The sequence below is a fragment of the Candidatus Planktophila lacus genome (genome assembly GCF_002287925.1).
In the GTDB taxonomy this organism is placed as follows: domain Bacteria; phylum Actinomycetota; class Actinomycetes; order Nanopelagicales; family Nanopelagicaceae; genus Planktophila; species Planktophila lacus.
Genome location: NZ_CP016769.1, coordinates 1427539 through 1451379, shown reverse-complemented (window position 1 = coordinate 1451379; position 23841 = coordinate 1427539). Strand labels below are relative to the sequence as shown.

24 protein-coding genes are annotated in these 23841 nt (G+C 47.1%); 13 read left to right on the top strand and 11 right to left on the bottom strand.

All coding sequences use genetic code 11. From position 1 onward, the window contains the following. Position 1 precedes the first annotated feature (1 nt). The 3 genes from murJ to A1s21148_RS07380 are packed head-to-tail and all read right to left on the bottom strand — an operon-like array spanning position 2 to position 3352. On the bottom strand, positions 2-1645 hold the full coding sequence (gene murJ, locus A1s21148_RS07390) for a murein biosynthesis integral membrane protein MurJ (RefSeq protein WP_095671759.1): 1644 nt from the start codon (positions 1643-1645) through the stop codon (positions 2-4). Next, positions 1632-2747 (bottom strand): DUF6049 family protein, encoded by a 1116-nt coding sequence (locus tag A1s21148_RS07385; protein ID WP_095671758.1) that lies wholly within the window; start codon positions 2745-2747, stop codon positions 1632-1634. The genes murJ and A1s21148_RS07385 overlap by 14 nt, the downstream gene beginning before the upstream one ends. Beyond that, positions 2744-3352, bottom strand: a complete 609-nt coding sequence (locus A1s21148_RS07380; protein WP_095671757.1) for an NUDIX hydrolase — start codon at positions 3350-3352, stop codon at positions 2744-2746. Before A1s21148_RS07380 ends, A1s21148_RS07385 begins: the two co-directional genes overlap by 4 nt. 31 nt (positions 3353-3383) lie before the next feature. Here A1s21148_RS07380 and A1s21148_RS07375 point away from each other — a divergent pair, with 31 nt between their 5' ends. Further along, positions 3384-4829 (top strand): CCA tRNA nucleotidyltransferase, encoded by a 1446-nt coding sequence (locus A1s21148_RS07375; protein ID WP_095671756.1) that lies wholly within the window; start codon positions 3384-3386, stop codon positions 4827-4829. Here A1s21148_RS07375 and A1s21148_RS07370 read toward each other — a convergent pair. Continuing rightward, entirely contained in the window at positions 4788-6065 is a 1278-nt protein-coding gene (locus tag A1s21148_RS07370; RefSeq protein ID WP_095671755.1) for an MFS transporter, read from the bottom strand. The two genes, A1s21148_RS07375 and A1s21148_RS07370, sit on opposite strands and share 42 nt — an antisense overlap. A 53-nt stretch (positions 6066-6118) precedes the next feature. Here A1s21148_RS07370 and A1s21148_RS07365 point away from each other — a divergent pair, with 53 nt between their 5' ends. The 8 genes from A1s21148_RS07365 to dnaB all read left to right on the top strand — a co-directional run bounded on the left by A1s21148_RS07365 (position 6119) and on the right by dnaB (position 13219). After that, positions 6119-6532 (top strand): DUF5318 family protein, encoded by a 414-nt coding sequence (locus tag A1s21148_RS07365; protein ID WP_190276882.1) that lies wholly within the window; start codon positions 6119-6121, stop codon positions 6530-6532. A 9-nt stretch (positions 6533-6541) separates the two neighbouring features. Beyond that, entirely contained in the window at positions 6542-8452 is a 1911-nt protein-coding gene (locus tag A1s21148_RS07360; protein WP_095671753.1) for a transglycosylase domain-containing protein, read from the top strand. 3 nt (positions 8453-8455) lie between these two features. Next, the gene (locus A1s21148_RS07355) at positions 8456-9673 is read left to right on the top strand and encodes a glycosyltransferase family 87 protein (protein ID WP_095671752.1); all 1218 of its coding nucleotides are present in this window, start codon (positions 8456-8458) and stop codon (positions 9671-9673) included. A 104-nt stretch (positions 9674-9777) separates the two neighbouring features. Then, positions 9778-10062 carry a 30S ribosomal protein S6 gene (rpsF, locus tag A1s21148_RS07350; protein ID WP_095671751.1) on the top strand — a complete coding sequence of 95 codons (285 nt, stop codon included), beginning with the start codon at positions 9778-9780 and terminating at the stop codon, positions 10060-10062. A 107-nt stretch (positions 10063-10169) separates the two neighbouring features. Beyond that, positions 10170-10679 carry a single-stranded DNA-binding protein gene (locus A1s21148_RS07345; RefSeq protein ID WP_095671750.1) on the top strand — a complete coding sequence of 170 codons (510 nt, stop codon included), beginning with the start codon at positions 10170-10172 and terminating at the stop codon, positions 10677-10679. Between the two features lie 66 nt (positions 10680-10745). Then, positions 10746-11033: a 30S ribosomal protein S18 gene (rpsR, locus tag A1s21148_RS07340; RefSeq protein WP_095526666.1), complete on the top strand. Its 288-nt coding sequence runs from the start codon at positions 10746-10748 to the stop codon at positions 11031-11033. 14 nt (positions 11034-11047) lie between these two features. Beyond that, positions 11048-11497: a 50S ribosomal protein L9 gene (rplI, locus tag A1s21148_RS07335; RefSeq protein WP_095671749.1), complete on the top strand. Its 450-nt coding sequence runs from the start codon at positions 11048-11050 to the stop codon at positions 11495-11497. Positions 11498-11779: 282 nt separating this feature from the next. After that, complete coding sequence (gene dnaB / locus A1s21148_RS07330; protein ID WP_095671748.1) at positions 11780-13219, top strand: replicative DNA helicase; 1440 nt, start codon at positions 11780-11782, stop codon at positions 13217-13219. Positions 13220-13221: 2 nt separating this feature from the next. Here dnaB and A1s21148_RS07325 read toward each other — a convergent pair whose 3' ends face one another. Beyond that, complete coding sequence (locus tag A1s21148_RS07325; RefSeq protein ID WP_095671747.1) at positions 13222-14142, bottom strand: DMT family transporter; 921 nt, start codon at positions 14140-14142, stop codon at positions 13222-13224. Between the two features lie 49 nt (positions 14143-14191). After that, positions 14192-16018 carry an acyl-CoA dehydrogenase gene (locus tag A1s21148_RS07320; RefSeq protein ID WP_095671746.1) on the bottom strand — a complete coding sequence of 609 codons (1827 nt, stop codon included), beginning with the start codon at positions 16016-16018 and terminating at the stop codon, positions 14192-14194. Positions 16019-16096: 78 nt separating this feature from the next. Between A1s21148_RS07320 and dcd the strand changes: the two genes are divergently transcribed. The 3 genes from dcd (at position 16097) to A1s21148_RS07305 (ending at position 18212) form a co-directional block, all read left to right on the top strand. Further along, positions 16097-16675 (top strand): dCTP deaminase, encoded by a 579-nt coding sequence (gene dcd, locus A1s21148_RS07315; RefSeq protein ID WP_095671745.1) that lies wholly within the window; start codon positions 16097-16099, stop codon positions 16673-16675. Positions 16676-16742: 67 nt separating this feature from the next. Further along, positions 16743-17294, top strand: a complete 552-nt coding sequence (locus tag A1s21148_RS07310; protein ID WP_095671744.1) for a LemA family protein — start codon at positions 16743-16745, stop codon at positions 17292-17294. A 6-nt stretch (positions 17295-17300) separates the two neighbouring features. Further along, entirely contained in the window at positions 17301-18212 is a 912-nt protein-coding gene (locus tag A1s21148_RS07305) for a M48 family metalloprotease (RefSeq protein ID WP_095671743.1), read from the top strand. On the opposite strand, the gene A1s21148_RS07300 is transcribed toward A1s21148_RS07305, so the two are convergent. From A1s21148_RS07300 to A1s21148_RS07290, 3 genes are all read right to left on the bottom strand, one after another. Next, complete coding sequence (locus tag A1s21148_RS07300) at positions 18209-19657, bottom strand: sensor histidine kinase (protein ID WP_095671742.1); 1449 nt, start codon at positions 19655-19657, stop codon at positions 18209-18211. The genes A1s21148_RS07305 and A1s21148_RS07300 overlap by 4 nt on opposite strands. A gap of 8 nt (positions 19658-19665) precedes the next feature. Further along, entirely contained in the window at positions 19666-20382 is a 717-nt protein-coding gene (locus A1s21148_RS07295) for a response regulator transcription factor (protein WP_095671741.1), read from the bottom strand. Between the two features lie 133 nt (positions 20383-20515). Continuing rightward, the gene (locus A1s21148_RS07290; RefSeq protein WP_095671740.1) at positions 20516-20782 is read right to left on the bottom strand and encodes a cell division protein CrgA; all 267 of its coding nucleotides are present in this window, start codon (positions 20780-20782) and stop codon (positions 20516-20518) included. A gap of 99 nt (positions 20783-20881) precedes the next feature. On the opposite strand from A1s21148_RS07290, the gene A1s21148_RS07285 reads away from it, so the two are divergent. Further along, positions 20882-21511 (top strand): aminodeoxychorismate/anthranilate synthase component II, encoded by a 630-nt coding sequence (locus A1s21148_RS07285; RefSeq protein ID WP_095671739.1) that lies wholly within the window; start codon positions 20882-20884, stop codon positions 21509-21511. Between the two features lies 1 nt (position 21512). On the opposite strand, the gene A1s21148_RS07280 is transcribed toward A1s21148_RS07285, so the two are convergent. Together A1s21148_RS07280 and A1s21148_RS07275 are read right to left on the bottom strand one after the other, a co-directional pair. Beyond that, positions 21513-23063 carry a protein kinase domain-containing protein gene (locus A1s21148_RS07280; RefSeq protein WP_095671738.1) on the bottom strand — a complete coding sequence of 517 codons (1551 nt, stop codon included), beginning with the start codon at positions 23061-23063 and terminating at the stop codon, positions 21513-21515. Beyond that, on the bottom strand, positions 23060-23836 hold the full coding sequence (locus A1s21148_RS07275; RefSeq protein WP_095671737.1) for a PP2C family protein-serine/threonine phosphatase: 777 nt from the start codon (positions 23834-23836) through the stop codon (positions 23060-23062). Before A1s21148_RS07275 ends, A1s21148_RS07280 begins: the two co-directional genes overlap by 4 nt. Between the last annotated feature and the right edge of the window lie 5 nt (positions 23837-23841).

Here is a 23841-nt window from a genome sequence, read left to right as displayed (position 1 = left end):
ATTACTTTGCGCGGGCAGCACGGCGCTTACCCAAAAGTGAGATTGCAAACTCTTTCATCGCAGTGATTTCCGTGATTTTCAAGGCATGCGCAACGAGCAAGAACCCGACCCCACTTCCAATCAAAACAACTAATAAACGAGCTACGCCAATGAGGGGCGCGGCATCATCATTCATCCAATTAAAGAAGAAGGCGAGAAGAAAGAAGGGAACCATCGCGATCGCCGATGCTAGATATAGGCGCGCATGCTGACCTGCAAACTTCGACATCTCTAGAGGCCCGGTGTGTTTCTTTAAAAGCGCGATCGTTACAAATAGACCGAGGATGTAACTAACCGCAAAGGCCACGCCCAAACCAATTGTTACAAACTCACTCTTTAACGTTGCCAAGAAAACATACGAGAGAACTGATGAGATTATGTTGATTATCAAGATAGATACAACTTGGGTCTTGGTATCTTCAAAAGCATTAAAGCCACGGATCAAAACTAAGTTAATTGAGAATGCAACCAAACCTAAACTTAGCGCCGATAAGACATAACCAATGTAACGAGAGTCTTCAAGTGAAATACCAAAGTAGAGAACTTCAGTCATTAGTGAACCAAAGAGCAATAATGCGACAGAGCTTGGAACTGTTACAACACCACACATGCGGATTGCACGAATCAACTGCTTCTTAACTTCTTCGACATTCTTATCAATCGCTAACTTAGATAAATGTGGAAGCAAGGCGGTAACGATTGAAATCGTGACGATTGAATACGGCAGCAACATAATGTAGTAAGCGCTGGTAAATGGTGTGAAACCAACACCAGTTGTTATTCCCGCTTGGGCGCTTCGCACCGCGGCGCTAGTAGCGACATTTACCGTAATTAAGTAACCAAGTTGAGAGATCAAAACATAAACCAAGGTCCAACCGGCTAGAGAGAAAGATTTACCAAGCCCTGCAACACCGAAAATTGGGCGCAGACGTATTCCAGATTTCTTAACAACCGGGATCAAGATAAGTGCCTGAATAACAATTCCGAGAGTTGTTCCCCAACCGAGAAGTTGGATCTGGGCGTCGGTAATGTTTTCAACGGAGATGCTTTCTTGAAGGAATAGAACACCGCTAAAAATCACTATAACAACGAGGTTATTAGCGATTGGCGCCCACATTAAAGGAGCGAAAGAACCACGCGCATTAGCAACTTGCCCCAACATCGTAAATAGCCCTAAAAAGAAAATCTGCGGCAGGCAATAACGGGTGAAAGCAACTGCGATAGAGAATTCGCGCTCAAAACCGTCAGTTGCAAACTCTGGCGCATAGAGTTTTACAAGGTACGGCGCAAAAATTACGCCAACTAAAACAAGGAGTAAGAGAATTCCAGAAATTGTTGTAACTAAGCGCGAGGCAAAACCATGTCCACCATCTTCATCAGAGAATGAGCGCACTAATTGCGGAACGAAGATCGCGGTTAGCGCTCCACCAACAAGTAAGTTGTAGAGAATATTTGGCATTGTGTTTGCCACGTTGTATGAATCTGCAAGTAGCGCTGTGCCCAAGACAGCAACGGCAAGAATTGCCCGGAAGAAACCAGTAATACGCGAAAGGATTGTTCCGATCGCCATAACACCTGAGGCGCGAAAAAGCTCATTGCTTTTCATTACGCCCCCTTCGTATTCTGCGAATAGTCTGGGTTAAAGCCGCTACAAATAGCAAGAGCGCCGCACCTATCGTGAAGTAAGTAACCCGCGAATCAAAGAAAGTTACTTTAATTGCTAAGCGCGATGCTGGACCAATTTCATCGCCTTCCGCATTTGTGATTTGTGCGAGCACAGTTGTTGCACCAGGAGCGATAGCGTTAAATGGAATTGAGAGCTGGGTTCGCGAATTTGCACCGATGGTGAAAGTTGGAACATCCGATACCTGTACACGTGAGTTGAGTGGAGTTAAATTGACTGCAACACTTACAGGAACGCCAAAATCATTTGTTACAGTGACTGGAACTTTTCCGGTTTCGGATGCGATTTGATATTTTCCTGAAGAAACACGTAAACGATTTAAGGTTTTTGCTACCCCATCGGCTGCGTCATATGAGAAAAATTCGCGATCTTTCTGATTAAGCGACGGCGAAAGTAAAACCGCTAACTTCGCGCGCTGGGCTTTAACTTCAGGAGCGCTCACAACCGATGACAATGCAGTTAACGCTTGGCGATTTTGCGTATATTTCTTACGCAATACAGGGCTTAAACGTGATTTACCGGTGCTCCAAACACTGCTATCTCCGGGCGAAACCTTACGGTTTAAATGAAATTCAACTCGCTCTATGCCATAACTTTTATATAGGCGAAGCTCGCTAGGAGCTGAGCGCGTAGCTAGTGATAAATCAGGATTTCCATAAGGCAGCGCAAATACTTTATCGCCAGCCGTTAAAAGAATTAAGCGAGAGATCCAACCTTTTGCAACGAGCTGTCCAGTGGTTAACTCACCATTACTTAACTCGTATCCATCTGCCATAGCTGCAACTTCATCAAGTAGTGCCCCATCAATAACCCAAGTACGCGGCCCTTTAGGCTTACTTTCAAGTGGCTTACCCAATCGGCCTGTTGGAAGTAGATCGTTAGTTAGATCATCATTTCTAAAAGTGCCATCAAATAGTTGGTATGGCTTACTAGTTAACTTTGTTACGGTTACATCAGCAACAGAATGCGGAAAACTTATAAATAGAAAAGCTAAAGATAAGAAGAGTGCGGATAACTTCTTCATTTAGCGCCAACTTCAGCGGTTGCGTCAGTCCGTGCAATCAATTTCTTCTCATCTGGATAAGCTAAACGATCAACAATTTCAGCAAGTGGAAACCAACCGACCTCATCAACTTCACTCTCTTGCGGTGCTAATAACCCACCAGTCTCGCGAAACAAGTAATGGTGAACAGTTTTATGAATTCGCTTACCGCCTGCCATAAACCAGAAATCAATCACACCTAAAGATCGCTCGATCTCAGACTGGATTCCGGTTTCTTCGGCGACTTCACGGAGCGCAGCCTGTTCAGGAGTTTCACCTTCTTCTATATGGCCCTTTGGAAGGGACCACAAAATTCGTTTTCCGCTGGCATCTTTATGATCAATGCGACCGATTAAAAGACCGTTCTTACCGCTGTGATCAATAACCAAACCGCCAGCGCTGACTTCATCTACCCGTTTGGCGTAATTTTTTGCAGGATTCTTGGCAGGGCTCTTTGCAGGGCGTTTATTCTGCGCCTGCGCATCTTTGGCAGGTGAATCACTTGCAAGTGGGGCGCGATTTGCGGGGCGTCTACGCCTGCGCTTTTTCTTCGTACCTTCGCTGCCCGCACTAGGTGCCGGGGTCATAGACCAAGGGTACTGCTCTAATCTTGGTCTTGTGACGAGTGCATTAGGAGCCGCGGGAGAAGTTGCGATCGCCTCACTCATTAAACGGGCACCGCTGGCAAGTTCACTCGCCCAAAGTTTTGCCGCCCAAGGATTTCGCTTGGCTTTAGTTGGCGGACCAGTTCGCGATGCGCTGCTTGGCCGACTTGGAAATGATTTAGATTTCACAACCGATGCGCGACCAGAAGTTACAAAGAAAATTCTGCAAGGTTGGGCGGAAAACGTTTGGGATACCGGAATTGAATTCGGAACTGTTGCTGGAAAACGCGGTGACACAACTGTTGAAGTTACAACTTACCGAACTGAAAGTTACGATCCCGATAGTCGCAAACCTGAAGTTGAGTACGGTGATTCAATCGAAGGTGATTTATCACGACGTGATTTCACAGTTAACTCAATGGCGCTAGAGCTAACCACAAAAACTCCTGAATTTATCGACCCCTTCAACGGCTTGGAAGATTTAGCGAAGAGAGTTTTACGCACACCAGCAAAGGCGGAAAACTCTTTCTCTGACGATCCACTGCGCATGATGCGCGCAGCGCGATTTGCTAGCCAATTAGATTTCGAAATTGCACCCGATGTTCTGCAGGCGATAAAAGATATGGCTGGAAGAATCTCAATAATTTCAGCTGAACGTGTTCGAGACGAATTTACAAAAATGTTAATGTCGAAGAACCCACGAACCGGAATTACAATTTTAGTTGAAACGGGCCTTGCCGAAATAGTTCTTCCAGAGATACCTAAACTCCGCCTCGAAATTGATGAACACCACCACCACAAAGATGTTTACGAGCATTCAATAACCGTTCTAGAGCAGGCGATTTCTCATGAAGACCGCCTAGGTGGTCCTAATTTAATTATTCGCCTGGCAGCGCTACTTCACGACATTGGTAAACCAAAGACGCGTAATTTAATTCCAGGTGGAGGAGTGTCCTTTCATCACCATGAAATTGTTGGCGCACGTCTTACCAAGTCCAGGTTGAAAGCGTTGCGCTTTGACGGTGATACGATTGAACAAGTTGAAACCTTAGTAGCGCTACACCTGCGTTTCCATGGCTACGGAGATGGCGAATGGACTGATTCTGCAGTGCGCCGTTATGTGCGCGATGCAGGGGATTTACTGGTTCATTTACATGTTTTAACTCGCGCTGATTGCACAACACGTAATGCGAAGAAGGCAGAGCGATTAGCCAAGACTTATGACGGGCTCGAAGCGCGCATCGCGAAATTAATGGAGGAAGAAGAACTTTCTAGAATCCGTCCAGATTTAGATGGCGCGCAAGTTATGAAGTTACTTAACATCAAACCATCTGCTGCAGTTGGTAAAGCATTGGATTACCTACTTGAGTTGCGCCTTGAGCATGGCCCGCTGGGTGAAGATCGCGCTACTGAAGAACTACTTAACTGGTGGAGCAAAGAAAACCCCACTACGAAGTAGGCGAAGCCCGGCGATTAAATAAATCGTTGAGACGATTAGCGGCACTAGATAACTATCTCCAGTATTAGGTAGAAGCAGTGCTGCAATAACAGCGCCTGAAACAATTGCGCCATTTACGACCACGTCATAAACAGAGAAGACGCGACCGCGATAAATATCATCGATCTTTGATTGAACTAGAGCGTCATTGGTAACTTTTAAACTCTGCCCAAATAACGCGGTCACAAAGGCTGCGCAGATCAAAGTTAGGGGTGTTCGCACAAATAAGATGAATAATGGGCCACAAGTGCTGGCAATTAATGAAAATCTCATCCAACGATGGCGCCCAACCAGGCGAACTCCGTAAGGTGCGGCCACTGCGCCAACAACGAAACCGATTGCTGCAATAGATAAGGTAAAACTAAGTCCCGCCAACCCCGCCTCATTATCGGCCGGATCGTTAAAGGTGTTTCGCTCTAACAAGAGAGCAATAAGGGTCAAGGCAGTTATTCCACCGCGATGAATTGCAATCGCACCGATACCGCGCGCCGCATCCATATGTTGGCGAAGAAAACGGACACCTTCGCGCATTTCAATTAAGCCTTGGGTAAAGCTTGCGTTCTTTATCTCGTGATCTAACGGGCCAATCTCTTTTCGCTTTAACAACGAAGCAAAGAGCGCGGCAATTAAATAACCCGCTGCCGCCACCAAGATTATGAAGCCATCTGCTTTATCTGCAGTGGTTGTCTCGTTGATTAATCGGCGTAAACCAAGGCCAATTCCGCCACCTAAAACCACCCAAACCGAACCACCAGTCACAGCAAGAGCGTTGGCGCTAATGAGAGATTTACTTTCAATCATCAGCGGAATACCTGCAGAGAGTCCGGCAAGAATTAAACGATTAACTCCAAAAGCAACGAGAACAAAGACGGTCATCTCAATACCGGTTCGCCCTTGAAATATCAGAAGCGAGATAATCGATAAAGTCGCTGCTCTAGTTAAGTTGGCAAACATGATCGCTCGTTGTCTGGAAACGCGATCCAAAATCGTTCCGACAAATGGACCAATTAAAGAATATGGAAGAAGAACCACAGCAAATGCTAAGGCGGCGTTAAGTGCATTTGCTTGGCGCTCTGGTGAAAATAAAACGAATGAGGCTAAGGCGCTCTGGAATATTCCATCGGTCATCTGACCTGTCCAGCGTAGGCGGAGTAACCGAGAGAATTTGCGATCGGTCAAAATCTGCCAGACGTTCATAGTTAAAGGGTAGTCGCGCAAAGCCTGCAAAAGAGGTTTATCCTTCTCTCATTATGAAATCCAAGCGTGCGTTCATTGATTATTCACTTGATAAGCGCGCCACTTTATTGGCGCTCTTTCGCGGAGTAGTTGATGCCTGTGATGCTGACCCTTATTTGATGCGCGCCGCTAAATATCACGGTGAGAAAGCGCAACGAAAATGTCCAGTCTGTAAAAAAGAATCGCTAGTTGAACTGCGTTATACATTTGGTGATCAACTCGGACAATTCTCAGGTCGCATAAAGACTGAGGTTGAGTTGTTGGAAATGGAGAAAGAGTTCGGGGAGTTTGCCGTTTATACCGTTGAAGTCTGCCGTGAATGCTCTTGGAACCATCTCTGCTCTTCATATCTATTAGGCGATGGAAGTGAGCGAAAGCCACCCCGTCGCGTACGCACCTTGGAAGATGAAGATTGGGTTAAAGGGTAACCTTAAGAAATGATCCGCAGAAAACTTATCCGCGCCGGTATTTTCTTAGCCGGCTTTGGTTTTATCGCTGGATCAACGCTATTCGCATTTGCTTGGTTTACCGTTTCAATTCCAGATCCGAATGCATATGTAAATAGCCAATCAACAATTATTCAATATTCAAATGGTCAAGAGATTGGGCGCATCGGATCTCAAAATCGCCAAATCTTGCCACTTGCCAAAATTCCGCTAGATCTACGTAACGCAGTTCTGGCCGCCGAAGATCGAAACTTTTATTCAAATAAAGCATTTAGCATCACTGGTATTACGCGCGCACTACTTAACAACTTACGCTCCGGTAATTTAAATGGTGAAGGCGGATCAACAATCACCCAGCAATACGCCAAAACCGCCTTTCTCTCTCCCAGCCGAACGATCCAAAGAAAGATCAAAGAGCTAGTTATCTCTTTGAAGTTGGAGAATTCTCTATCGAAAGATCAGATTCTCGAAAATTATTTAAATACTATTTACTTCGGCCGCGGTTCCTATGGCGTGCAGACCGCATCGCAGCAGTATTTCAATCGCAACGCAAACCAACTCAACTTATCTCAGATGGCGGTGATCGCAAGTATTTTGCGCTCTCCTGGTTATTACGACCCGTCACTGTCTAAAGAGAATGGCGTACGTTTAGAGAACCGATTTAAATATGTAATTGACGGCATGTTAGAACGCGAATGGATTACAGCCGAAGATGCCGCTAAAGCGAAATTCCCAACCGTTATCCCGCGTACCAAAACTGGACAATTGAGTGGACCTAAGGGACATATCGTCGCCGCAGTTCAAAAAGAGATGGGCAAGTTAGGTTTTACTGAAGACCAATTACTTGTCGGCGGCCTAGTAATCAAAACAACTATCGATCAGCGCGCACAGCAATCAGCAGTTGATGCGGTAACTAAGTTCTATCCCAAGAAGGCCCCCGATAATTTAAGAATTGGTTTAGCTGCGATCCGTCCCGGAACGGGCGAGATTGTTGCGATGTTCGGTGGCCGCGATTATTTGGAGCGTCAATTAAACGATGCCACCCAGTCAATTGCGCTAGCCGGCTCTACTTTTAAGCCCTTCGCACTTATCGCAGCACTTGAAGCTGGTATTCCACTTACTTCAATGTGGAACGGTGATTCACCACAAATCTTTGATGATCTAGGTAAGCCATATGAAGTTTCAAATTATGGAAATGAAGGTTGGGGCCAGATAGATCTTCTGCAGGCAACGAAACATTCAATCAACACAATCTATGTTCCACTCGGACAAAAAGCAGGTCTGGATAAAGTTGTCGATGCTGCACGTCGCGCAGGTATTCCAGAATCGGTTGCCATGGTTCCATCACCGTCTGTTTCACTCGGTGTTGCAAGCCCACACGTAATCGATGTTGCAAATGCCTATGCCACATTTGCTGCCCAAGGTGTTTATGCAAAGCCGTATCTGATCACATCAGTTACAGGACCAAATAAAGGTCTGCTCTATGAAGGAACAATGCAGACCCAAGAGGTTTTCTCTAAAGATGTAATGGCTGATTTAACTTATGCTCTAAAGAGCGTTGTAAATGGTGGAACAGGTTCAGCTGCTCTTGCACTCGGTCGTCCAGCGGCTGGAAAGACCGGAACTAGCCAGTCAAATGCATCTGCTTGGTTTAGTGCATACACACCACAACTTGCTGCATCAGTTGCGCTCTTCCGCGATAGCGCATCAGAATCACTAAACGGAATCGGTGGACTGACATCTGTTACAGGTGGAACTTTTCCAGCGCGAATCTGGACTGCATTTATGAAGGGTGCGCTCAGAGGACAACCTGAGATGAGCTTCCCGGCGCCAGCAAATATTGGTGGGCTTGATCCAATAGTGATGACCAGCGGCGGCGTTCAGGTAAGAAAAGAAGACTAATCCGTGCGCACAAGTGCACGCGCGTTAATTGCGCTAGCGATACTTGCTTCACTGTTAAGTTTCGCAAAATTTAGCCCTTGCATATCAACTGACTGGTCAACGCCTGGCCAATATGTTCATGCCTGTTACTCCGATCTTCCAGCCTTATACGGCGAAAGAGGCTTAAATAAAGGCGAATGGGCCTATAGCAATGGCGATGCTTCTGTTGAATATCCAGTTGTAACTGGTGCGATTATGTGGGTGGTTGCAAAAATAGTTCCAACGGGTGATAACGCACTGCAGAATTATTTCTACGCAAATGTTTTTTTTCTAGCGCTGTTATTTATCTTCATCTCACTAATCGTCGCCAAGATGCGCCCTGAGTTTGCCTACTTAACACCACTTGCACCGGCTGCAATTGCATCGCTTTACATAAACTGGGATCTCTGGGCGATTATCTCGATGTTAGGTGCGATCTATTGGTTTGATCGAAAGAAATTAGATTTAAGCGCACTTGCACTTGGGCTTTCAATATCAACTAAGTTCATGCCGATCTTCTTACTGCTTCCGATCGCCTTTATCTTCTTGCGACGTAACCAAATTTCTGGGGCGCTGCGTTATCTCTTAATCACAGCTGCCACATTTACTGCCATCAACCTGCCGGTTTACTTAACAACCCCTGAAGGTTGGTTACGTTTCTATCAATTAAATCTTTCACGCGGTTCGGATTGGGGATCGCTTTGGTATGCCTTCACTGCACTGGGTATAAATCTGGCAAACCTTAACTACCTTTCAATTTTAGTTTTACTGGCAGCTTTTGCGGCAATCATAATTTACATTCTTGAACTCCGCACCATTCCATCACTTGCTTCGCTAAGTTTCATAGTTCTCGCATCGGTGATGGTTGCTAGCAAGGTTTACTCTCCACAATATGTTTTATGGCTAACTCCACTTGCGGTAATTGCGTTAATTGATAAACGTGATTTACATGCCTTCTGGATCTGGCAAGGCGCCGAAGTTATTTATCACGTAGCAATTTGGCAGCACTTGGCGACAGTCACCGGCGCAAAATTTGGTCTGCCGCTCTACGGATACGCGCTAATTACCTTGCTGCGAATCGCAGCCACCATTTACTTAATAGCCATCTTTGTGCGCCGCGGGCTGGCCGGAGGCACCCAGGGGCCAGCCGCCCACAGATCCCTGCGTGAATTTCTCTTTGAAAGCGGCAACGCGTACCCTTAACCCTTCAGCGTGAGGCTCCCATCGGGGGCTAAACAAAGAAGCACTAACCCTCCTGTCACGGAAATACCGTGGCCGTCTTAGTCCAGAGGAGGTCGGGTTAACGCATGCGTCACTATGAATTAATGGTCATTCTTGATCCAGAACTTGAAGAACGCACAGTCACACCAAGCCTTGAGACATATCTCAAGATCATCAAAGATAGCGGTGGCACAGTAAACAAGCTTGACCTTTGGGGCAAGCGCCGTATGTCTTTTGAAATTCTGAAAAAAGGCGAAGGTATCTACGCAGTCATCGATATGAATTGCGAACCAGCAGCAATCAAAGAGTTGGATCGCCAACTTAATTTGAATGAATCTGTACTCCGTACAAAGGTTATGCGTCCCGAGTAATCCACAGTTAGGGAGCGTCGCTCCTTAACTGTCACTCGTTGACGATAATTTAAAGCAAGGACTCCACCAGTAGATAAGTCTCAGTGAACTGAGAGAAGAGGTAAAAAATGGCAGCAGGAGATACAACAATCACAATGATCGGCAACCTAGTTGACGATCCCGAGCTTCGTTTCACACCATCAGGTGCGGCCGTCGCAAAATTTCGCGTTGCCTCAACACCTCGTTATCTAGATAAGACAACTAACGAATGGAAAGATGGCGAGAGCCTCTTCCTTCAATGTCAGATCTGGCGTCAAGCTGCGGAGAACGTTGCAGAGTCGCTAACAAAGGGAATGCGCGTCATTCTCTCGGGTCGACTAAAGCAGCGTTCATATGAAACTAAAGAAGGTGAAAAGCGCACTGTTTTTGAGGTAGAAGTTGATGAAGTCGGTCCATCACTACGTAACGCAACCGCGAAGGTGACTCGTGCACAACGCGCAGGCGGAACAAGTGGCGGATTCTCTGCACCAGCTGCAACCGGCGGAGAGTCATTTAATGACGATCCATGGGCTGCTGCTTCAACAAGCAATGCAGGCGGAGGATGGGCAACCACAACCTCTGAAGAACCACCTTTTTAAGCCTTATAAACCTAACCATCCATTCCTAGCTTAAACACCTAGGGCCCACTTAAAAGGAGCACCACAATGGGAGCAAGAAATAACCGGAACCTCAAGGAACCGAAAAATAAGGGCGCAAAAGCTGCAGCCCTAAATAAGAAGTTCAAGAAGAAGCCTTGCAGCTTCTGCCGCGACAAGGTGACATATATCGATTACAAAGATATCGCCACACTTCGCAAGTACATTTCCGATCGCGGCAAGATCCGCGCTCGTCGCGTCACTGGCGCATGCACACAACACCAACGCTCGGTCGCAACAGCTGTTAAGAACAGCCGTGAAGTAGCGCTCTTGCCTTACACATCGACAGCTCGCTAAGGGGGAATGAGAAAATGAAACTTATCCTCACTCGCGAAGTTACAAAGCTCGGTTCAGCCGGCGATGTAGTAACTGTTAAAGATGGCTACGCACGCAACTTCTTGTTGCCACGTGGCGTTGCAATCGCATGGTCACTTGGTGGCGAAAAGCAGATCGAAGGAATCCGTCGCGCTCGCGCTGCACGTGAAGTCCGCGATATCGATCACGCCAAAGAGATCAAGGCATCACTTGAAAAGGCAACAATCACTGTCTCAGTTAAAGCTGGAACAGCTGGTCGCCTATTCGGTTCTGTCACAGATAAAGACATCGCAGCAGCTATCAAGGCAGCAGCAGGCGTCGATATCGATCGTCACAGCATCAAAACTGCTGGACATATCAAGAAGGCTGGCGAGCACACAGTTAAGGTCTCACTTGCACATTCAGTTGTTGCAACGGTGACCGTAAAGGTTGTTGCTGGTAAGTAAGTTATTGATAAAAACCCCGGCCGTTAATTCGGTCGGGGTTTTTTCTTTTGCAAAGCTAAATCTCATCAGTTGAGAAGTGAGAATTTACTTTCATGCACAGCCAATAGTGAGTGCTACCCCTATCTGACCTGCGCTTTCCTTTAAATTGTGCGAAAAGTAAATAGTTACCCACACCCTGCACACAGGGATTTACACAGGAAAAGGCGCTTATCCACCCCTTTATACACAGCCTTATCCCCAGGTGCCTTCGCTTTTGTCAGTGCAAGGTGGGAAGTTACACCCGTGAGTATCGCCGAACTACCTAACAGCTCTTCGCGAGCCAACGCCTCCTATAACAACGTTGGCGCTGAGTTCGAGCGCACTCCACCACAGGATTTAATTGCAGAGCAATCTGTTCTAGGCGGAATGCTCTTATCAAAAGATGCAATTGCAGATGTTCTAGAAATTTTACGCGAACGCGATTTCTATCGTCCGGCGCACGAGTTAATTTACGATGCAATTCTCGATCTCTACGGTCGCGGCGAACCAGCGGATGCAGTCACAGTTTCTGCTGAGCTTACAAAGCGCGGCGACATCGCACGTGCAGGCGGCGCACCTTACCTACACACTTTAATTTCATCTGTTCCAACTGCAGCAAATGCAAGTTACTACGCAAAAATTGTTCGCGAACACGCGATCATGCGCCGCCTTGTTGAAGCCGGCACAAAGATTGTGCAACTCGGTTACAACGTCGAAGGTGAAGTTGACGACGCAGTCGATCAAGCGCAAGCCGAAGTTTATGCAGTTACCGAACGCCGCACCTCAGAAGATTATGTACAACTTGCAACGCTGCTACCTGAAGCGCTCGATGAGATCGAAGCGATTCAAAAGGGAACAGGCATTGAAGGAGTTAAATCTGGTTTCCGCGATCTAGATCTCTTAACGCACGGCTTCCATCCCGGCAACATGATTATCTTGGCGGCTCGTCCTGCAGTTGGTAAATCAACTCTCGGCCTTGATATTGCACGACATGCATCAATCCACGACGGCAAAACATCAGTTATTTTCTCGCTCGAAATGTCGCGCTCTGAAATCACAATGCGTATGTTGTCTGCTGAAGCGCGAGTTGGTTTAAATAATATTCGCGCCGGTCAGTTAAGCGATGAAGAATGGTCGAAGCTGGCGCGCCGTATGGGAGAAATCTCTGCCGCACCTCTATTTATCGATGACTCTCCAAACCTTTCGATGATGGAGATCCGCGCTAAAGCCCGCCGTTTAAAGCAGCGCCATGATTTAAAGCTCATTGTTATCGATTATTTGCAGTTGATGACTAGCGGCAAGCGCGTAGAAAACCGCCAACAAGAAGTATCTGAATTCTCTCGCCACCTAAAACTTATGGCGAAAGAGTTAAACGTTCCGGTTATTGCGATCTCACAGCTTAACCGTTCACCAGAACAGCGTTCAGATAAGAAGCCGATGCTCTCTGACCTTCGCGAATCTGGTTCTATCGAACAAGATGCCGACGTAGTTATCTTGCTCCACCGCGATGATATGTATGACTCTCAGAACCGTTCAGGTGAAGCAGATCTAATCGTTGCTAAGCACCGTAACGGTCAGACCAAGACAATTACCGTTGCTGCACAACTTCACTTTGCGCGCTTTGCAGATATGGCGCCAAGTGCCGGTGCAGGTCGCGACTTTACTGCGCCGCAAGAACCACAAGATGGCGCTTGGAACGAATAAAACTATTTAGCGTTTGTCTTTGCTCTATCTGCAATATAGATACCGATTAATACAATAAGTCCGCCAAATAATTGAATCGCTGTCCATGATTGCGATAACCAGATCCAAGCAAATGCTCCAGCCAAAACGGGTTCCAACATTCCGATAACGCTAGATGTTGAAGCACTTAACCTGCGAATTCCACCGACCACAAATAGGTACGGAACCAACGTTCCAAAAACAATTACATAGGCAATCAATAACCAACCTGGTGCGCTGTAGTCGCTAAAGCGTCCCTGCAAGTTAATTTCAGTTGTGAAAATTGCCGTAGGAAAATTCCAGATCGGCAGCACTAAAGACCAGAAAAGCCCTGCGACTCCCATTCCCCAAACAACCATCGCTTGCGCAGAACGTTTTGTGCCTTGCGATTGGCTCATTAAGAAGTAAACGGCCAAAGCCAACGCGGCGCCAAGGGCACCAAAAGATCCGATTAAGTCGAATGAAAAACCTTGCCAAACTTTTGCAACCAGAATTAAACCGAGCAATGAAAGTGCAATTGCCACCCACATATCTTTAGCAACGACTGATTTGCGAACAAATTTAATCCAGAGAACGATCCAAATCGGCGCTGTAAATTCGATAATCAGCACCAAGCTAAGCGGAACACCGCGAGAAATGCCGATGAAGTAACCGAGTTGCACCATCGCGTAGCCGAAAACGCCATAGAAGAGCAAGGTTGGGATTTCGCGACGTTCGGCCTTTAGGGAATTTCGATCCTGAATAAAGGTAATAAGAAAGAGAAGGAAGAAGGTTCCAATTGCGCGGACTTGGGCCAAGCGAAATGTCGTCATATGGTCGAGGACCAAGGTGACGACTACACCGTTCATGGAGAAGAAGATCGCACCTATAACTAGGTAGAGCTCGCCCCGATGCTTATTTAGCATTGGGTGAGCCTATCTTAAGTTAGATATTCGCCTAATTAGCAAAAGTTATTTAGAAGGCGTTTTCAGAGATCTCCATAATTGAACTATCGGTGGCCTCAACAATCTTACGATCAGCGGTGATATGTGGCAGATAATTTGTCACAAAGAACTTCGCTGATGCGATTTTGCCGGTGTAGAAATCGGCATCCTTTGCAGATGCGCTCGGCAAACGCTCAGCAGCGATATCTGCTTGGCGTAGCAATAACCACGAGGTGATGATGTCGCCAACTGCCATCAATACACGCGATGTATTTAAACCAACTTTGTAAATCTCTGGCGCAGATTCTTGTGATGCCATGGCGTGTCCAACAAGAACTCCAACCATGCCATTTAGATCACCGAGAGCTTTAAGTAGAGCTTGCTTCTCATCAAGATGTGCACCGCCTGCTTCAGCAAATGTTTGGATCTCTTTACCAAGAAGGCCAAGTGCTTTTCCGCCATCTTTAACAACTTTGCGGAAGAAGAAATCAAGACCTTGAATTGCAGTTGTGCCTTCATACAAAGTATCGATCTTGGCATCGCGAACATATTGTTCTAGTGGCCAATCTTGGGTAAAGCCGGCGCCACCAAATGTTTGCAGCGATTCAGTACCAAGAAGTGTCCAAGATTTTTCAGAGCCGTAACCCTTAACAACTGGCAGCAAGAGATCGTTAAGCGCTTCCATTGTCTTTACTTTTGCCTCATCGCCAGCTGCACGAGCGAGTTCAATCTCATCTTGAATAGTTGCGGTGTAAAGCACTAGCGCGCGCATACCTTCGGAGTATGACTTCTGTACCATCAAAGAACGACGCACATCTGGGTGGTGAATAATCGTTACGCGCGGGCTCGCCTTATCGTTCATAACCTTCATATCCCCGCCTTGTACACGGGTTTTCGCATAGCTAAGTGCTTGCTGATATCCAGCAGATAAAGTCGCGATCGCCTTGGTACCGACCATCATGCGCGCAAATTCAATTACCTTAAACATCTGCGCAATACCTTCGTGTACTTCACCTAACAAATAACCAACTGCTGGCTCTTTCTCTCCCAGGTTAACTTCACAAGTAGCAGAAACGTTTAGACCCATCTTGCTTTCAAGTGAGGTTACAAAAACACCGTTACGCTTTCCAAGATCACCGGTCTTGAGATCAAACATAAATTTAGGAATTAAGAAGAGCGAAAGACCCTTAGTTCCTGGTCCGCCACCTTCGCGACGAGCAAGAACGAAGTGCATAACGTTCTCGTAGAAGTCTGCATCACCTGATGTGATGTAGCGCTTTGTGCCGGTGATATGCCAAGTTCCATCAGGTTGTTGCACCGCCTTGCTTCGACCTGCACCAACATCTGAACCAGCATCTGGTTCTGTTAACTGCATTGTTGCGCCCCAGTGGCGATCAACCATTAACTTCGCCATCTGCTTCTGATCTTCAGTACCCAAAACATATGCAACTTGCGCAAACGCGTAACCTGATGCATAAATGTGAATCGCAGGGTTTGAACCTAAAACCATTTCGGCGATCGCCCAGCGAACTGCTGCCGGAACTTTTGTTCCGCCTAAATCAACCGGTGCATCAAGACGCCACCATTCGCCATCGATATAAGCTTTGTAAGATTTTTTAAAACTTTCTGGAAGAGTGACATTTCCAGTTTCTTTATTGAGAATTGCACCAACGCGATCGCCTTCAACGAAAGATTCGGCGAGATCATTCTCGGTTAAGCGCTTCATCTCTTCCAACATCCCCATCGCAGTTTCGCGATCGAGTTCGCTAAAGATGGAAGTTCCCAGCACCTTCTCGGTTTGGAAGAGGTCAAAGAGGCAGAATTCGATATCGCGCAGGTTGGCGTTGTAATGGCTCATGGGCAAATAATGCTACCCACCAGTAACTTACGCAAGCCCTAACTAAGCGTTTCTACCGCGGTCAGATAGGCTCACGCCGTGCTTCTAAGTGATCGCGATATCCGCTCTGAAATCAACGCCGGCCGCGTCGCCGTCGAACCATTTGAAGAGGCGATGATCCAACCTTCATCGGTTGATGTCCGCCTCGATAAATTCTTCCGCGTCTTCGAAAACCACAAGTACTCAGTCATCGATCCATCGATCGAACAAGCCGAGCTAACTCGCGAAGTCGTCGCCGAAGATGGCGAAGCATTTATCTTGCACCCAGGTGAATTCGTTCTAGCCAGCACCTACGAAATCATCACCTTGCCAGATGACATTGCCGGTCGCCTAGAAGGAAAATCTTCACTCGGCCGCCTTGGCTTGCTTACACATTCAACTGCTGGCTTTATCGATCCGGGATTTTCTGGACACATCACCCTTGAACTTTCCAACGTAGCAAATCTGCCGGTAAAGCTATTCCCAGGAATGAAGATCGGTCAGCTCTGTCTGATCAAACTCTCATCTCCTGCTGAGCATCCATACGGCAGCGCGAAATATGGCTCTAGATATCAGGGTCAGCGCGGACCAACCGCAAGCCGCTCCTTCTTAAATTTCCACCAAAGCAAGATCAAGTAATCCACCACCGATCCACAAGCTAACCTGTAACGGGAATACATCCTTTACTTAAGGGGTTGAATTAATTATGGAAATCATTATCGCGCTCGCAGTTGTCGGTCTTCTCGTACTTTTCTTCGTTGCTCAATACAACCGACTCATCCGCTTAAATATCAGCGTCGATGAATCATTTGCTCAGATCGAAGTGCAGTTAAAGCGCCGCTCTGACTTAATCCCAAATTTAGTTGAAACCGTAAAAGGTTATGCCGCGCACGAACAAGGCACCTTCGATGCCGTTGTTACAGCGCGCGCTAAGGCGACCACTGCTTCAACGGTTGCCGATGTTGCAGCCGCTGATGGAATGTTGACGCAAGCGCTCCGCGGATTGCTCGCAGTCGCTGAGGCTTACCCAGATCTCAAAGCATCATCAAACTTCTTATCTCTACAAGAAGAACTTTCAACAACTGAAAATAAAGTTGCCTTCTCACGTCAGTTCTATAACGACAACGTTCGCAACCTCAACACCGCTGTAAAAACCATCCCCACCAACTTTTTCGCAGGTTTTGCCAAGGTTACAGAGCGCGAATTTTATGAAGTTGAAGATCCACAAGATCGCAACGTGCCAAAGGTAACTTTCTAAGAAACAATGGCAATAAATGATTTTCGCTCCCAACAGAGCGCAAATAAAGGAAAGACTTATTTCCTTCTTGCCTCAATGGGTTTACTCACCGGTCTAGTTGCATATGCAGCGCTAACTTACTTTGGCGCCGGCACATCAACGTTCATGGTGCCACTTGCAGTTGGTATATCTCTGATTGGCGTATGGGGTTCGTATTACGGCTCAGATAAATTAGTTTTAAAGATGACTGGCGCAAAGTTAATTCAGCGCGAAGATAACCCCGAACTCTTTAACGTCATTGAAGAAGTTGTTATCGCAAGTGGACTACCAATGCCACAGGTTGCAATTGTTGTCGACACCGCGCCAAACGCTTTTGCAACAGGGCGCGATCCCGATCATGCGCTAATTGCATTTACAACTCGCATCTTGGAAGTTATGGATCGTGACGAACTGCAAGGCGTTATTGCGCACGAGATGGCGCACGTAGCCAATCGCGACACTCTTGTTTCAGCAGTTGCTGCGACAACTGCAGGTGCAATTGCGATCTTGAGCGATTTCCTAATGCGCATGATGTGGTTTGGTGGCGGTCGTCGCGATCGCGATAGCAACGCCAACCCAATCATGTTGGTAGTTTCGCTCTTTGTTTTAATCTTGGCGCCAATTGCGGCAACACTACTTAAGAGCGCAATTTCACGCCGTCGTGAATCACTCGCTGATGCCACTGCTGTTTCATTTACTCGCAATCCTGCCGGACTTCGCAAGGCACTTGAAGTACTTGCGGCAGATTCAACGGTCGTGCAACAGAAATCAAATGCTGTTGCTCATATCTGGATTGAATCACCGCTGGATGGCAAAGCAGTTTCCAAGATGTTCTCTACTCATCCGCCAATTGAAGAGCGCATTTCAACTCTGCGTGCGATGGAGTCTTTGGGAAACTAGCTTCCCAGCGGGAAAAAGAGGGTAAATACCGCGCCTTTTCCGACATCGGATTGAACGCTTACTTGGCCAGCATGGGCGCGCATAACTGCATCAACAATAGAAAGTCCTAAACCTGTTCCTTCACCATCGGTGCGAACACGCGAAGCATCAGCGCGATAGAAGCGCTCAAAGATTCGCGCTTGATCCGCATCCGTTAAACCAGGGCCGTTATCTGCAATACGTATACGAACCCCATCAGTATCTTGTTTTAGTGAGACATTTATAACCGTTCCGGCAGGTGTATGTGCTCGCGCGTTAGCAAGTAAGTTCGCGACAACTTGATGAATTCGATCTTTATCACCGAGCGCGTAAATTTCTTCAGCTTGCTCATTAAAGTTGACGGTGTGATTTTGTCCGGCGGCGCGTGCAGAAGCGACTGCATCGGAAACTATCTGTGTGAGGTTAACCGGATCTGATTTCATTTCTCGCGATTGATCAAGGCGGGCCAAGAGAAGTAGATCCTCTACAAGTGAACCCATCCGCTTTGATTCGTTCTCGATACGGCCGATTAGCTCCTTTGTCTTCTCTTCGCCCGTAACTGCTCCTTGACGATGGAGTTCGGCAAAACCGCGGATAGCGGTAATCGGTGTACGAAGTTCGTGTGAAGCATCGGCCACAAAGCGGCGTAACTTACTTTCGCTCTCTAAACGCGCAGCAAAAGATTCTTCAATTCGCCCCAACATCGTATTTAGCGTGCCAACCAAGCGACCAACTTCAGTATTTGGTTTTACATCTGGAAGACGCGCAGTTAGATCTCCTTCAGCAATTCTTTCGGCTGTGGCTTCAACGTTTGCCAGTGGCTTAAGTCCAACGATAATCATCTTGCGAGAGGCGAGTGCGATAAAGAAGATCATGAATAAACCAATAAGTATAAAGAGACCTTGCAGGCGAGCGAGAATACGATCGATATCTTCAAATGAATGTGCGATTACTACATTTCCTAAACCAGAAGGAAGTGTTCGCAAAAGAACGCGGAAATCATGTTCTTCAGTTTCAATAGTGAACGGGCGATCTCCATTTTCAGAAGCTTTTTCAGGGGTAATTGCCGTTAAATAACTAGTTATCTCGGTGGCATTTAAATCTCCACCAATTTGGCCGAGAACTATTCCTGCAGGTCCAATCAAAGTTACTGAAGTTGAAGTTGGAATACTGCGCAGTGGCCGCATCTGCATTGAACGAGCTTCGTTGTCGCTGAAATCATCGTCATCAGATTCGATTCCTGCGCGTTCTAGCCGCGGGATAGAACCACCAGCGACACTTAATAGTTCGTTATCTACCTCATGAGTTAAGTAAGTTCGAAGTAGCGATTGAGCAGCGATATCTGATGCCACCACACCTAGTGTAGAAAGCAGAACAACACCTAAAGTCAGGCGGTTGAGCAGACTCCAACTAGAGAACGATGGCATTGCTCATGCTACTTCGCTGCTGGCAAGCGCAAGCGGTAACCAACACCGCGAACTGTGTGGATAAGTGGTGGATCGAAGATATCGATCTTCTTTCGTAAGTAGGAGATATATGTTTCGACAATTCCGGCATCACCGCGGAAATCGTATTGCCACACATGATCAAGGATTTGAGATTTAGAGACTACGCGATCAGCGTTAATCAATAAGTAACGCAGTAGTTGAAATTCAGTAGGTGACATCTCAAGTAAAACGCCGCCGCGACGAACTTCATGAGTTGCTTCATTTAGTTCAAGGTCGGCAAAGCGAATCTTTTCATCATCGGTGTTAATCTCAGCAACACCGATACGGCGAAGCAGCGCACGCAAACGCGCAACAAGTTCTTCCAAACTAAATGGTTTGGTCATGTAATCATCGCCACCGATTGTTAACCCAGCGACTTTATCTTCCATGCCATCTTTAGCAGTTAAGAAGAGAACTCCAACATTTAAACCTTCGCTGCGCAATTGGCGACAGACTTCAAAACCATCTGAATCTGGAAGCATTACATCGAGTACGACGGCATGCGGTTTGAATTCTTCAGCAACTGTTAAAGCTTCTGAGCCGGTTGCGGCGGTGCGAACTTCAAAACCGACGAAGCGCAGACTTGTTGAGATTAGATCGCTGATACTGGATTCATCATCGACGACGAGAATTCGGTAATTGGTGTTTTCAGAGCTCTTAGGCATGGTTTGAGAATGCTCTCATAGGCTGAGAGAAGACTGAGAATAGGTGTAAAAAAGAGGGTTATTCGCCTAACGCCATTTACTCAGGCGATGACGCTGAGCTCTATCGCCATTTACTCGGTCGATTACGCTGCGCTTATCTCCATTTAGTGGCGAGGCTGAATCCAACCCCAATAAAGCTAAAGCCGATAATCATGTTCCATGCGCCGATACCCGGAATTGGATAGGTGGTCTGGCTTACGTAGAAAACGACGATCCAGAAGAGGCCGACCAGGAAGTTGGCGACCATAACTGGAGCAAGCCAGCTCGGGCTCTCGATCGGGCCGTGTGGCTCAGCATCAAAGATCTGCTCTTCGTGAGCGTGCTTTTCTTGAACCTTTTTACGCAATTTCGACTTTGGCATAGGTAGAAGGCTACATGGAAAACCCAATCCTGGAAACTGCTGCACTGAAAAGAACAAATCTGGAAACAGCCCACCCGCCAACCCTGCAAGAATTGCCCCATGTCCCGCATCCTCGTCATCGATAACTACGACTCGTTCGTATTTAACTTGGTGCAATACCTCGGCCAACTTGGCGCCGAATGCATCGTTAAACGAAATGACGAAGTAAGCGTTGAGGAAGCCGGCGAATATGACGGAGTACTTATCTCTCCCGGGCCTGGCACCCCAGAAGATGCCGGCATCAGCATCGCGATGATCAAATACTGCGCAGATAAAAATATTCCACTCTTTGGCGTCTGCTTAGGACATCAAGCAATTGGTGTGGCATTCGGTGCAACTGTTTCTCGCGCACCAGAGTTACTGCATGGAAAAACTTCACAAGTGTTGCACGAAGGAAAAGGTGTTTTAACAAGCCTTCCCTCACCATTTACGGCAACTCGTTACCACTCACTCGCAGTAGAACGTGACACGGTTAGCAGCGAATTAGAGATTACAGGTGCAACAGAATCTGGCGTTGTTATGTCGATGCGCCATAAAACTTTGCCAATTGAAGGTGTGCAGTTCCATCCCGAATCAGTACTGACTGAACACGGACATTTAATGCTCGCTAACTGGTTAACACAATGCGGAGATAATGACGCGCTCGCAAAGTCAGTGGGCTTATCTCCAGTTGTTGGTAAGCGCGCTTAAATTACGGCGCTTTATTAATTGTAATTGTTACAGGCTTACCAATAGTTTGAGTTGTGCCCGCATCAGGTGCTTGGCGAATAACAACACCAACTGCCTGCGCGGCATCGTAATCATTGAATTCGCGAACCAAGAAGCCGGCCTGAATCAAAAGCGTTTTCGCTTGAATCGCTTCAACGCCAATCAAATTAGGAACTTCAACTTCTCCGCTAGCGATAGTTAAGACAACCCCAGTGCCGGCGGTAATTGTTGAACCAGGTTCAGGAAGCACGCTCAATACAGTTCCTTGCGGTTCATCTGATGGCGCAGCTTCAGTTCGAGAGATAACTAAACCTGCCGCAGCAAGTGAGGTTCGTGCATCAATTAAAGACATTCCAACTAAATCATCGGGAACGATCGCATCACCTGGACCATCAGAGATGGTTAGCGTTACCGCAGAACCCTTTGTTGCTTGGCTAGTTGCAAGTGGAATTTGGCTGGCAACGCGATCTTTAGGAATCCGTGGATCAGGTGCGCGCTGCACCGTGACCGTGTAATCACCTAACAGAGCCTGAGCTTGATCTTCGGTAAGGCCAACCACGTTAGGGATTTCATTGCCTAGCGATGGAGTTGAACCGCCGTTTAGCGAAAGACCTACCACGGCAAGCACGCCAACTAGCAGAAGAGATATTCCAGAGATAACTGCGGTGCGACGAGAGACAAGTGGCCCGCGCACAACTTTCGTTGAAATACTTTCTCCGGCGCGAATTTTATTTAAATCTTCGAGCATCGCGCGCGCAGAAATATAACGATCTTCTGGTTTCTTAGATAGAGCAACTTCCAACATAACTTCAACGCTTTCAGGAAGATCAGGTTGAAGTTGACGAGCTGGAGTTAAATGACCTGAAACATGTTGGTAGGCGATTGAAACTGGAGTCTCACCGGTAAATGGGGGACGGCCAGTTAACAGTTCGTATAACAAGCAACCAGTTGAGTAAATATCTGTTGGAGTATCTGCAACCTCACCAAGCGCTTGTTCAGGAGATAAGTACTGCGCAGTGCCGACAACGTTCCATGTGCTCGTTAAAGTTGCACCGAGATCATCCATGGCGCGTGCGATTCCGAAATCCATCACCTTTACATCGCCACCGTCGGTGATCATCACGTTTGCAGGTTTGATATCGCGGTGAACGATGCCGCGCTGATGTGAGTAATCAACCGCTTCTAGAATTCCCGCGCCAATTTCAAGTGCGCGATCAAGTGGCAAACGCTCGCCACCATGAATTAACTCGCGCAGGGTGTGGCCAGTGACTAATTCCATAACAATGTATGGCGCAGGTTCTTCACCTGAGTCATAAACAGCAACCACGCCAGGGTGGTTTAAACCAGCGGCAGCTTTCGCTTCTTTACGAAAGCGCGAAACGAAGGTTGGATCTTTCGCGAGATCACTCCGCAGAATTTTTACGGCAACTTCGCGAGATAAACGTTGATCCTGCGCAATATAGACATCGGCCATTCCGCCGGTGCCGATCATCGCGCCGAGTTGGTAGCGGCCGCCCAAAATTTTATTCATCATGGTTTTGCCGCTCCTAACTTTTCTACTTGGGTGGAACTTTCTTCGACAATATCAGCGATTACGATCGTGACGTTATCTGGTGCTCCATTTATATAAGTCGCATCAATTAAGGCATCAACTGCTTCAGCGGCATCTTTACCCTTGATAAGAGTTTTTATCTCTTTCTCAGTGAGAACCCCACTTAAGCCATCGCTGCACAATAGGTAGCGATCCTGAACTTTTCCTTCGAAAACATGAAGTGATGGCTCAAGATTTCCCTCACCCATCAGCGCCTGCGTCAGCATTGAGCGTTGTGGATGTACTTGCGCCTCTGATTCAGAAATTACGCCTTTATCTAACAACTCTTGCAGAACGGTGTGGTCGGCGCTGAGCTGCTCGAGAGTGTTTCCACGCAGACGATAAGCGCGGGAATCTCCGATATGGAGCAAAGAAACTTCAGTACCACTTATGAATAGAGAGGTAAGAGTTGTTCCCATCCCGGAAAGGGCTGGTTCATCGTTTGCAACAGCGCGAATTTGCGCATCGATAGTATGTAGCGAATTCAAATAAAGATCGCTCGCCGAATCAACGTCAATGTTTTCGGAAGTAAAAGTTGGAGCGATTTCTGCAAGCGTATTTATCGCAACGCTCGATGCAACTTCACCACCTGCGTGGCCACCCATTCCATCAGCGACGGCGATAACTTGCGCGCCTATAAGTGCAGAGTCCTCGTTTCCGTTGCGCACCAAACCTAGCGCTGAACGTGCAGCGCATTGGAAGTACAAGGCCTTCATGGCGC

What these genes read in the sequence shown, in the direction of transcription:
- murJ (WP_095671759.1), bottom strand. Translation starts at nt 1,645, where the DNA reads ATGAAAAGCAATGAGCTTTTTCGCGCCTCAGGTGTTATGGCGATCGGA.
- A1s21148_RS07385 (WP_095671758.1), bottom strand. Translation starts at nt 2,747, where the DNA reads ATGAAGAAGTTATCCGCACTCTTCTTATCTTTAGCTTTTCTATTTATA.
- A1s21148_RS07380 (WP_095671757.1), bottom strand. Translation starts at nt 3,352, where the DNA reads ATGACCCCGGCACCTAGTGCGGGCAGCGAAGGTACGAAGAAAAAGCGC.
- A1s21148_RS07370 (WP_095671755.1), bottom strand. Translation starts at nt 6,065, where the DNA reads ATGAACGTCTGGCAGATTTTGACCGATCGCAAATTCTCTCGGTTACTC.
- A1s21148_RS07365 (WP_190276882.1), top strand. Translation starts at nt 6,119, where the DNA reads ATGAAATCCAAGCGTGCGTTCATTGATTATTCACTTGATAAGCGCGCC.
- A1s21148_RS07360 (WP_095671753.1), top strand. Translation starts at nt 6,542, where the DNA reads ATGATCCGCAGAAAACTTATCCGCGCCGGTATTTTCTTAGCCGGCTTT.
- rpsF (WP_095671751.1), top strand. Translation starts at nt 9,778, where the DNA reads ATGCGTCACTATGAATTAATGGTCATTCTTGATCCAGAACTTGAAGAA.
- A1s21148_RS07345 (WP_095671750.1), top strand. Translation starts at nt 10,170, where the DNA reads ATGGCAGCAGGAGATACAACAATCACAATGATCGGCAACCTAGTTGAC.
- rpsR (WP_095526666.1), top strand. Translation starts at nt 10,746, where the DNA reads ATGGGAGCAAGAAATAACCGGAACCTCAAGGAACCGAAAAATAAGGGC.
- rplI (WP_095671749.1), top strand. Translation starts at nt 11,048, where the DNA reads ATGAAACTTATCCTCACTCGCGAAGTTACAAAGCTCGGTTCAGCCGGC.
- A1s21148_RS07325 (WP_095671747.1), bottom strand. Translation starts at nt 14,142, where the DNA reads ATGCTAAATAAGCATCGGGGCGAGCTCTACCTAGTTATAGGTGCGATC.
- A1s21148_RS07320 (WP_095671746.1), bottom strand. Translation starts at nt 16,018, where the DNA reads ATGAGCCATTACAACGCCAACCTGCGCGATATCGAATTCTGCCTCTTT.
- A1s21148_RS07310 (WP_095671744.1), top strand. Translation starts at nt 16,743, where the DNA reads ATGGAAATCATTATCGCGCTCGCAGTTGTCGGTCTTCTCGTACTTTTC.
- A1s21148_RS07305 (WP_095671743.1), top strand. Translation starts at nt 17,301, where the DNA reads ATGGCAATAAATGATTTTCGCTCCCAACAGAGCGCAAATAAAGGAAAG.
- A1s21148_RS07300 (WP_095671742.1), bottom strand. Translation starts at nt 19,657, where the DNA reads ATGCCATCGTTCTCTAGTTGGAGTCTGCTCAACCGCCTGACTTTAGGT.
- A1s21148_RS07295 (WP_095671741.1), bottom strand. Translation starts at nt 20,382, where the DNA reads ATGCCTAAGAGCTCTGAAAACACCAATTACCGAATTCTCGTCGTCGAT.
- A1s21148_RS07290 (WP_095671740.1), bottom strand. Translation starts at nt 20,782, where the DNA reads ATGCCAAAGTCGAAATTGCGTAAAAAGGTTCAAGAAAAGCACGCTCAC.
- A1s21148_RS07285 (WP_095671739.1), top strand. Translation starts at nt 20,882, where the DNA reads ATGTCCCGCATCCTCGTCATCGATAACTACGACTCGTTCGTATTTAAC.
- A1s21148_RS07280 (WP_095671738.1), bottom strand. Translation starts at nt 23,063, where the DNA reads ATGATGAATAAAATTTTGGGCGGCCGCTACCAACTCGGCGCGATGATC.
- A1s21148_RS07275 (WP_095671737.1), bottom strand. Translation starts at nt 23,836, where the DNA reads ATGAAGGCCTTGTACTTCCAATGCGCTGCACGTTCAGCGCTAGGTTTG.